The sequence below is a fragment of the Sphingopyxis sp. genome (assembly GCF_036402335.1).
In the GTDB taxonomy this organism is placed as follows: Bacteria; Pseudomonadota; Alphaproteobacteria; order Sphingomonadales; family Sphingomonadaceae; genus Sphingopyxis.
In genome coordinates, this window is sequence record NZ_DASWTD010000468.1 from 1 (window position 1) to 5,460 (window position 5,460).

At 62.3% G+C, this 5,460-nt stretch carries 8 protein-coding genes; 7 read left to right on the top strand and 1 reads right to left on the bottom strand.

The genetic code is table 11. From position 1 onward, the window contains the following. Positions 1-490 precede the first annotated feature (490 nt). The gene (locus VGD20_RS15210; RefSeq protein ID WP_331135254.1) at positions 491-850 is read right to left on the bottom strand and encodes a hypothetical protein; all 360 of its coding nucleotides are present in this window, start codon (positions 848-850) and stop codon (positions 491-493) included. Between VGD20_RS15210 and VGD20_RS15215 the strand changes: the two genes are divergently transcribed. The 7 genes from VGD20_RS15215 to VGD20_RS15245 form a co-directional block, all read left to right on the top strand. Further along, positions 849-1,775: a hypothetical protein gene (locus tag VGD20_RS15215; protein ID WP_331135255.1), complete on the top strand. Its 927-nt coding sequence runs from the start codon at positions 849-851 to the stop codon at positions 1,773-1,775. The genes VGD20_RS15210 and VGD20_RS15215 overlap by 2 nt on opposite strands. A 2-nt stretch (positions 1,776-1,777) precedes the next feature. Then, the gene (locus VGD20_RS15220; protein ID WP_331135256.1) at positions 1,778-2,377 is read left to right on the top strand and encodes a hypothetical protein; all 600 of its coding nucleotides are present in this window, start codon (positions 1,778-1,780) and stop codon (positions 2,375-2,377) included. A gap of 48 nt (positions 2,378-2,425) precedes the next feature. Next, the gene (locus tag VGD20_RS15225; protein ID WP_331135257.1) at positions 2,426-2,827 is read left to right on the top strand and encodes a hypothetical protein; all 402 of its coding nucleotides are present in this window, start codon (positions 2,426-2,428) and stop codon (positions 2,825-2,827) included. A gap of 12 nt (positions 2,828-2,839) precedes the next feature. Further along, entirely contained in the window at positions 2,840-3,349 is a 510-nt protein-coding gene (locus VGD20_RS15230; RefSeq protein ID WP_331135258.1) for a hypothetical protein, read from the top strand. A gap of 80 nt (positions 3,350-3,429) precedes the next feature. Next, positions 3,430-4,137, top strand: a complete 708-nt coding sequence (locus tag VGD20_RS15235) for a hypothetical protein (RefSeq protein WP_331135259.1) — start codon at positions 3,430-3,432, stop codon at positions 4,135-4,137. 35 nt (positions 4,138-4,172) lie between these two features. Further along, entirely contained in the window at positions 4,173-4,655 is a 483-nt protein-coding gene (locus tag VGD20_RS15240; protein WP_331135260.1) for a hypothetical protein, read from the top strand. Next, on the top strand, positions 4,652-5,460 hold an 809-nt coding region (locus tag VGD20_RS15245; protein ID WP_331135261.1), incomplete at its 3' end, for a tetratricopeptide repeat protein. The genes VGD20_RS15240 and VGD20_RS15245, both read left to right, overlap by 4 nt.

A 5,460-nucleotide genomic window follows, 5' to 3' on the forward strand; every position in this document is an offset into this window, starting at 1 on the left:
GGAAATCACCAGTTCCACCGAGTTCCCAGTCTATGCCATAGCGGCAGGACGATCGCCCCCCAAAGGCGAATATCTCGTCGATCCGCATTCCGCATTGCCGACACCACTCTTCACCACCGACCGCCGAACATCGGCATGGACGGCTAGTTGTTAGCGCAGTCGATATCACCCTGCTGTGATCTCCATCACCTCGACCGGAGGGCTGCCAGGCTATTCCTGCCAATCTCTTGGTAAGTCGGCAACTTGCTCATCGACCAAGACGAAGGATATGGTTGGACGAGGACGGGAAGGAAAGTTCCGTGCCAGAAATGAGAAAGACGGTTGGCTGGACTATGGTCATCGCCGGCCTGGCGATGATACCGGGTTCCGCCAGATGTGCAAAAATGGAAGAAGCGGTCGCGCGAAATATGGCGTCATTTGTTCCAAGGGACGAATGAGCGACCTAGCCAGGCCGGCAAACCGCCTCGTCGATTATTGATCTCGCCCGGTTTTAGATAGCGAACGCAAAGATGCCTGTTTCCGAGACGATATCAGGAAACCCGATGGCGGCCGACCTTAGCGGCCGAAAGACTCGCATAGGGATGTTCGTTACAAAAGGCAGCGTTCCGAATTTGACATCTGTTTCACATGCTGCGGTCCAAGATAGGAATCCCATCCCGATCAGACGATCTTTCATGCCGCGTCCCGCCGCCTTGTTCTCGCCACCATCAGAAGAATCAGCATCAGCTTCGAAAAAAATCGAGGCTGCAGCCAGCAGGAAAGCGGGACGCCTGCGCCGCCCATTAGGGCAAGCCTGGGCGATGGCGGATGGCGTCGGGGCGCGGTGGCGGTTCGGGGTGATATCGCTCATGACTGCAATGACGATGGCGGTTGGTCAGCCCGCCTTCGCCAATGTTACCGATCAGACGATGCTCGGCGAGTTGCCGGAGCGCTTTGGTCCCGATCTTTCCCCGCAATCTTTCGGAGACGAACAACGGGCGCTCGCAAGCGCCGTCAGCGACTATCTGTCGGGCGGGTATTGTATCGCTGGTCAACGATCGATCGCGTTTCCGGCGGGCAACATTCAATGGGCGGCGATCAGCAAGGCCGCCGGCGGCGACATCGAGCTCCTTCTGCACGGCTACCGCATTCGGCCGGACGGATATAACCCCGGCTATGATCTCATTGCGACATGGGCAATGCAGGATGCTCCGGGGACGCTCATCGCACTCGCTGCGCTCGAAAATGCGCTGCCAGGGCGCAAGCATCTTCTAAGCTATTTCGAGCTCCGGAAGGTGTCCGACGTCGTAGCGGCAGGGAAGCCCTGCAGCGCGGGACAGCCTGCCCATTCCGAGGGCCAGGCTCCGCCCGTCCTTGCGGATTTGCCTCCACCCGATGGCAGACGCATCACGCCGCGCGCCGCAGATCGCATGAGGATGGTCGAAGTCCTGAACGCCCGCGTGCAGGGTCGTTACCGGATCGGCGCGGAGCGCTATTTCAAAATGCGGGGCACGCGTTCGACATTTGGCGTTACTGGACGTCCGGGCGCCTTCCTGAAGCGGCACCATGGCGCGGCATTCGAGTCGGCGATCGCCGACTCGCAATCCGGCAATCGTGTTTCGGCCACCCTATGGTGCCTCGACGACAGGCCGCATCCCTGTTTCGCCGCGGCAGTGCTCGAAAGCTCCAGCGACACCTACAACAATCTGATCGGCTATTTCGAGATCAGGCGGGATATGAAAACTGAAGCCCGGCGAGGGCCACGCGAAACCGGCCATCAACCGACATGGAGATAGATGTGATGAAGCCCCTGTTAGCCGTACTGGCTTTTTCGATGCTCGGCATCGCCGGATGTAGCGTCGAGGATGTCGACGCAGCGCAAGCCGGTAACGAAACGCCAACGCCGGTAGCGAAACAGCAGCCTGCCTCGTCGCAGCCGACGCCCAGCGATGTGACCGGCAAGCCATCTCCCACGCCCGGCTATGACTGGCATCTGCGGATCGACGAGAGCATCCGGACCCGCCCGGCCACCCTCGCCTATGAGGTCAGCGATACGGACAGACAGCCACTCACCATCACCTGCGAAGAGGGAAGCTCAAGGCTGTTCGCGGAAATCAGCGGCGGTCCGACCGATCTTGCGAAGCTCACGCTGGCCTCGGGGGATCAGATGCGACAACTGAAAGGCGAGACTCGTCCGACCGAGATTCCCGAAATGCCCCATTTTGTTTCCGAGGAGATCGCGGGCGACGCCCCCCTCGTCACCGCCTTCGCCGCGAATGGATGGCTTCGGATGACGGCGAAAGACATCACGACCGATATGGCCGCGAGCCACAAGGGCGCGAAGGCGATCGCCGATTTCGTGAAGCATTGCACCCGCCCCTATTCGCCGTGGGGGTGAATAGGATGCGTTCGCGACGCAGCAGAAAGGAGTCATGAGTTGAGCATCATGCTGATGGCGGCGGCGCTGGCGGCGCAACCCGTCTCCCCCGAAATACTCGAAGGAAAACCGGCGGTGGATGCGCTCGTCGACAATACGGTGATCATCCGGGCCGAAGGGATGCCGGGCGAGACCGCACTCCACCTGCGCCGCGACGGCACCGCCGTCTCTTATGACGCGGGACCGCCTCGCAAGACCGAGACGGTCAAATGGTCGCTCGGCGATCGGGGGACTCTGTGCATCATCGGCGCCGCAGAAAACAAGATCCCGTCCGGATCCGACTGTGCGCAAGTCTTGCTCGCCGCCGACATCGTGACTCTCCGGCTCTCGGCCGAAGATCATGGCGAGGGGCTCGACGATCTCGTCACGTTGCAAGGCCGGCTGGTCCCCGGCAATCCGTTGAACCTCTGAGGGAGTTATCCGATGCGACATTCGATCATCCGCACATGCGGCGCCCTTGTCCTTCTCCTGCCAATGGCGTGCGCATCGCAGGCAGAACCCGGAGATGATGCGCCTCCCCTTGCTGCCTATGTCGGCAAATATGTTCATGACAAGGTGGGCGGAGTCGCGTTTCTCGATCATCCGAAGGTTCGCGCCGCAATCGAAGCCTCGGGCGCGCCGGCCGACGCCAAGGAACTCCTGCGGGAAACCGACGCAGTCGTCACGCCGCTGATCAGGGTGGGCGACGACCGGCTCTACGCGCGGGGTTTCGAAGCCGCGAGCGGCGGCGACGTCAACTGGGGTCTCCTCATCGCGGCCGACGGGAGCGTCGCGGCGGTTTGCTACTCCCAACCCGTCGATCGAAACAACCGCACCGCCGAATGGTACGCGCGCGGCGAAAAGGCCTTCTTCCTGTCGGAGATGTGTCCGTCCGAAGCGGAAGAGATGACCGGCTCCTTCGGCACCTGGCCCATCGGCCCGATACCGAGCTGAAGTATGAGCGAGATCCAACATATAATCTTGAATAGATTTGGCTTTTCCAAAGACTGTACCGAATGTTCCGTGGAGGAAAAATGATCAGCAACGAGAACCGGCCGAACCCGAAATTCCTCGGGGCACGGACGATGCCTCTGACCGCATTGGCCGCATTCCTGCTTGTTTCAGCGTGCGGCGGAACGGGTAAGGCCTCCGAAGCCGATACCGGACCCGGGGCGACCCATGACGTGGCAGCCGCGGCGGCGCCCGCGGCATCGCGACCAGCGCCAGCCGCCGCTGCGGCAGCGGAGCCTGTCGATCGCGAAATGCTCGCCGAGGTGGAGCGCGCCTGCAAGGCGGACGAATTCGGCGAGTTCGTGCACCTCTTCGTACGCGCGCCGCAAATCCGTAGCCATTTCATGGCCGATCAGATCGAAGTGATCAGGAACGGCCGGTCGAGCCTTGTCGCGCGCGATGGCTATGATGACTTCCCGATCGAAGCGCTCGACTGGAACTATATCGTGCCCGGCAGCTTCGGCGATCCGGGCGACGACGGCCCGCCTCCGGTGCCGCAATATCTCGATATCGATACGCGCCGTCTGGCGGACGGCGCGGCGGTCGTCGACTGGATCCGGGCGACCTTCACGGGCGACGACGAAGGCGATGGCCTGGGAGAAGTGATCGAGCGGCTCGGCCAGCCCGGCAGCCTTACCTTCGAGCGGCGGGACGACGGATGCTGGGCGCTCGCGAAAGATGTGCGCAATCCGGCCGACTCTCCGTTTAGGGCGGGCAAACCCGCCGATTGAGGGGAGCGAGCGACGTCGCGAAAGGATCGCAAGCAATGCTCGGTGTCAACCGTCTCACACTGGCTCTCGGCGTCGCGGCGGCTCTCGGAGCCGGGCGGGCCGAGGCCTGCGCTCACCGCAGCCGACAATTTCTGTTCGATCCCGCGGCGCGCGACTTTCCCCGGAACCGCGACATGCAGCCGGCGCGCATCGCGCGCTCGGGCGCGCATTACGACTATTGGCGGAAGCGCGAAGCCGAATTCCTGAGCGGAACGGACGACTTCGCATTCGCGGGCGTAGTCTGGCTCAAGGACGAACGGCCGGGACGCTATGTTCCGCTGCTGGTCGGACGATGGTCGCTCTCGTGCAGCGATCTCGACTTCGGGCTTTCGGATATCGACGGCCGCTTCCTGACTGGACGAACGCAACTGCTGAACGGAATCGATGTCTTCATCGCGGCGCATCGTGACACAAGAACGGGCATTTTCAGGACCGGACGACAGTTTGAGGTCGAAGAGGCCAAGGAGAGCACCCAATGATACTGCGGTCAGGCGCGGCGCTCCTTGCGGTTGCCATTGCCTGCAATTGGAATGTTGCCACTGCCCAAACGGTCCCTGTCCGGACGGAAGCGACTGACCCACTGCCTGCATTGCATGTGCTGGATGGCATCACAGCTAGAGAGTGGTCGCTCCCCGACAGCGTATTTCTTGCCGACCTTGGAAGTCGTGCCCCTGTCGCCAGCTACCGCGCCGCCGCCGAAGCGGGCGACATCCGCGCGCAGGCGATATTGGGGTATTTCCACAGTGCAGGTATCGGCGGAGCGCGAGACGACGCCGAAGCCGTGCGCTGGCTGCGGCTGGCTGCCGATCAGGGGAATGCCTTCGCCCAGGTCATTTTGGGTAGCCTCTATGCGAATGGCACGGGGGTTACGCGGAGCGACACCGAGGCCGTTCGGCTATATCGGCTCGCGGCCGACCAAGGGAGCGGAATCGGGCAATCGAACCTTGGCTATGCCTATGAGAAAGGCCGTGGCGTTAGCCAGAACTATGACGAGGCTGTGCGGCTCTACCGGCTCGCAGCCGCACAGGGGAGCGTATCCGCTCAAGTGGATCTCGGCAATCTTTACGCCGACGGTCGGGGTGTGGATCAAGACTATGCTGAGGCGGCGCGTCTGTACCGGCTTGCCGCCGAACGAGGCTATGGCACGGCGCAAGCAAACCTCGGCAATCTCTACGCGCAAGGCCGTGGCGTGGCACAGGATTTCGGCGAGGCGCTACACTGGATCCAGCGCGCGGCCGATCAGAAGGACCCGACGGGACAGGCGAATCTGGGCGGTCTTTACCT

What these genes read in the sequence shown, in the direction of transcription:
- VGD20_RS15215 (WP_331135255.1), top strand. Translation starts at nt 849, where the DNA reads ATGACTGCAATGACGATGGCGGTTGGTCAGCCCGCCTTCGCCAATGTT.
- VGD20_RS15210 (WP_331135254.1), bottom strand. Translation starts at nt 850, where the DNA reads ATGAGCGATATCACCCCGAACCGCCACCGCGCCCCGACGCCATCCGCC.
- VGD20_RS15225 (WP_331135257.1), top strand. Translation starts at nt 2,426, where the DNA reads ATGCTGATGGCGGCGGCGCTGGCGGCGCAACCCGTCTCCCCCGAAATA.
- VGD20_RS15230 (WP_331135258.1), top strand. Translation starts at nt 2,840, where the DNA reads ATGCGACATTCGATCATCCGCACATGCGGCGCCCTTGTCCTTCTCCTG.
- VGD20_RS15235 (WP_331135259.1), top strand. Translation starts at nt 3,430, where the DNA reads ATGATCAGCAACGAGAACCGGCCGAACCCGAAATTCCTCGGGGCACGG.
- VGD20_RS15240 (WP_331135260.1), top strand. Translation starts at nt 4,173, where the DNA reads ATGCTCGGTGTCAACCGTCTCACACTGGCTCTCGGCGTCGCGGCGGCT.